This window comes from Streptomyces sp. NPDC059895 (assembly GCF_042731035.1).
Lineage (GTDB): Bacteria > Actinomycetota > Actinomycetes > Streptomycetales > Streptomycetaceae > Streptomyces.
Window position 1 is genome coordinate 1 of the sequence record NZ_JBHWKO010000122.1, and the last position, 3,375, is coordinate 3,375.

General features: G+C 69.4%; 2 protein-coding genes. Both read left to right on the plus strand.

Annotated elements, in window-relative coordinates:
- Nucleotides 1–1,929 (plus strand): condensation domain-containing protein (locus ACFV9M_RS41870; protein WP_385102736.1); only part of this gene is annotated, 1,929 nt, incomplete at its 5' end.
- On the plus strand, nt 1,926–3,375 hold a 1,450-nt coding region (locus ACFV9M_RS41875), incomplete at its 3' end, for a condensation domain-containing protein (protein WP_385102739.1). The genes ACFV9M_RS41870 and ACFV9M_RS41875, both read left to right, overlap by 4 nt.

Genomic DNA, 3,375 nt, shown 5'->3' on the forward strand with positions numbered 1-3,375 from the left:
ACCCACCCCCACATCACCACCAACACCATCACCCTCCGCGAAGACACACCCGGCGACAAACGACTCACCGCCTACATCGTCACCACACCCCACACCACACCACCCCCCACCCGCGAACTCCGTGCCCACCTGCGGCAGACCCTCCCCGACCACATGGTCCCCGCCACCTTCGTCACCCTCGACGAACTCCCCCTCACCCCCAACGGCAAGATCGACACCAAAGCACTCCCCGCACCCGGGCACGACCGCCCCGACCTCGACACGACCTACACCGCGCCGCGGACCGACACGGAGCGCACGCTCGCCGCCGTGTGGAGCGACATCCTCGGCATCGAGACCATCGGCGTCCACGACAACTTCTTCGAGCTGGGCGGCGATTCGATCATCAGCATCCAGATGATCGCCCGGGCGAAGAAGTTCGGTGTCCACCTCACCCCCCGCATGATCTTCAAATACCAGACGATCGCCGAGATCGCGGCGAACGCCGGCACCAGCGCCCGGATCGACGCCGAGCAGGGGCGCGTGGTCGGAGAGGTGGTGCTGACACCGATCCAGCACTGGTTCTTCGAGAAGGACCTGCCGCGGTACGACCACTTCAACCAGGCGGAACTGCTGGCCACGGACGGCCTCGACCCCGACGTCCTCCGCCTCGCGCTGACCGATCTCGTGGAGCACCACGACGCGCTGCGCCTGCGCTACGAGCGCGGGGACGAGGGGTGGCGGCAGTACCTCGACGACATCGTCGACACCGGCATCCTCGACGTCCACGACCTGTCCGCCGTCCCCGACCACTCCGTACGGCCGGTGTCCCTCGGCATCGCGGAGGAGACGCAGCGCGCACTGGACCTGGCGAAGGGGCCCCTGATCCGGTGTGCCCTGCTGGAGCTGGGTCCGGCGCGGGGACAGCGACTGCTCATGGCCGTGCACCACCTGGCGGTCGACGGTGTGTCCTGGCGGATCCTCCTGGAGGACCTGGGCACCTGCTACGAACGGCGCGCGGCCGGACAGACACCGCGGCTGCCGGCCAAGACCACGTCGTTCCGAGCGTGGGCCCAGCGGCTGGAGAAGTTCGCGGCCTCCGACGAGGCGCGCGCGGAGTTCGCGTACTGGGCCGAGCCGAAGCCGGCGGGCCGGGTGCCGCGCGACCGGTCCGGGCGCAACGAGCTGGGGACGGCCTCCAGCGTCCACGCGACGCTCAGCCCGGAGGAGACGCGTGCGCTGCTCCGGGACGTGCCCAGGGTGTTCAGCACACAGATCAACGACGCGTTGCTCACCGCCCTGGCGCACGCCCTGCGGGACTGGACCGGCGACGACGACACCCTGATCGGTCTGGAGGGCCACGGCCGCGAGGACCTGTTCGACGACGTCGACCTGTCCCGTACCGTCGGCTGGTTCACGTCCGTGTTCCCGGTCGCGCTGCGGCTGGCCCCGGGCTCGGCCCCCGTGACATCGCTCGACGCGGTGAAGGAGCAGCTGGCGCGGATTCCGCGCAAGGGTGTCGGCTACGGCATCCTGCGCCATCTCGGCGCCCCCGACATGACCTCGGTCCTGCGGCAACAGCCGACACCTGAGGTCAACTTCAACTATCTCGGGCAGTTCAGCCGGGACCTGCCCGGCATCGGTCGGTACGCCGATCCGAGCGAGCCCAAGGGGCACTCGGTCAGTCCGGACGGCATGCGCTGGAACGTCCTCGACGTGACCGCGGCCGTCGAGGGCGACACGTTCGGCGTGTACATCGGCTACTCGGAGGCGCTCCACGACCGCCGCACCGTGGAACGCCTCACCGACGGCATCATCCGGAACCTGCGCGACCTGATCGTCGGCAGCGCGGGCGGTGCCGTCGACGCCCGTCGCGCCGCTCCCGGCGTTCCCCTCACCGACGTCGGCGAGTCCGACATGGCCGCGATCCTGAAGAGGTTCTCGATATGAGTACGCCCAACGTGGAAGACGTCTACGGGCTGTCGCCCCTGCAGTTCGGCATGCTGTTCCACTCCCTGGAGGACACCTCCGACACCCGCCCCTACATGGTGCAGATGACGGAGGAGGTCGAAGGCCCCTTCGATGAGGACTGCTTCCGCCGGGCCTGGCAGCAGCTGATCGACCGGCACACGATCCTGCGCAGCGCGTTCGTGTGGGAGGGCGTGTCGGAACCGGTTCAGGTGGTGCAGCGAACGGCCGCCCTGCCGTTCGCCGTGCGGGACCTGCGCGGTCTGCCGGACCAGGAGGAGCGGCTGGCGGCCTTCCTCGCGGAGGACTGGGACAGGGGGTTCGACCTGTCGCGGGCGCCGCTGGTCCGGGTGACGGTTCTGCGGACGGCTGAGCAGTGCCGGACCGTGGTCTGGTCGTTCCACCACATTCTCCTGGACGGCTGGAGCATCCAGATCCTCCAGCAGGAGCTCTTCGCCCTCTACCGCGGCCTGCTCGACGACGCGCCGGCCCGGCTCGCGCCGTCCACCCCGTACCGTCGCTACATCGAGTGGCTGAGCGCCCGACGGGACGACGGAGCCGCCGAGTTCTGGACCGACTACCTGGGCGGGGTCACCGAGCCGACCGCCCTGCACGTCGACCGGGACACCGGGGACTCGGGGGTCGGGGAGTTCGAGGTGTGTGCGTCCCCGGAGCTGTTCGGCCGGGCACGCGACTACGCCAGGTCCCAGCGGATCACGATGAACACGCTGGTGCAGGGCCTGTGGTCGATCCTGCTCTCCCGGTACAGCGGTCAGGACGAGGTGCTCTTCGGCTCGACGATCTCGGGCCGGTCGATCGAACTGCCCGGCGTGGAGTCGATGATGGGCCTGTTCATCAACACCCTTCCGGTACGCGGCCGGCTCACGGGCGAACGCGTGGTCACCGACTGGCTGCGCGACCTCCAGGACGAGCAGTTGGAGATGCGGCAGTGGGAGTACTGCCACTTGGTCGACGTGCAGAAGCACAGCCGCATCCCGCGCGGAGAGCCCCTCTTCCGCTCGATCCTGGTCTTCGAGAACTACCCCGTGGTCCAGAAGCCGTCGGACTTCCCGGAGGGGATGACCCGTCGCCTCGTCAACTGCGTGGAACGGACCGGCTACCCCCTCACCCTGGTCGTCTCGGCGGGCCGAGCACTGGAGTTCCGGTTCGTGTACGACCGGAGCAGGTTCGACAGCGCGACGGTGGAGCGGATGGCGGGCCACCTGAGCACGCTGCTGGCGTCGGTCGTGGACGCTCCGGAGTCACGCATCGCCGAGCTGAACATGCTGACCGCGCGGGAGCGCCGGCAGATCCTCGTCGACTGGAACGGCCGCACCGGCCCCTACCCCGACACCGCCACCATCCACCAACTCATCGAAGACCGCACCGCCACCCACCCCGACGCCATCGCCCTCACCCACGGCACCC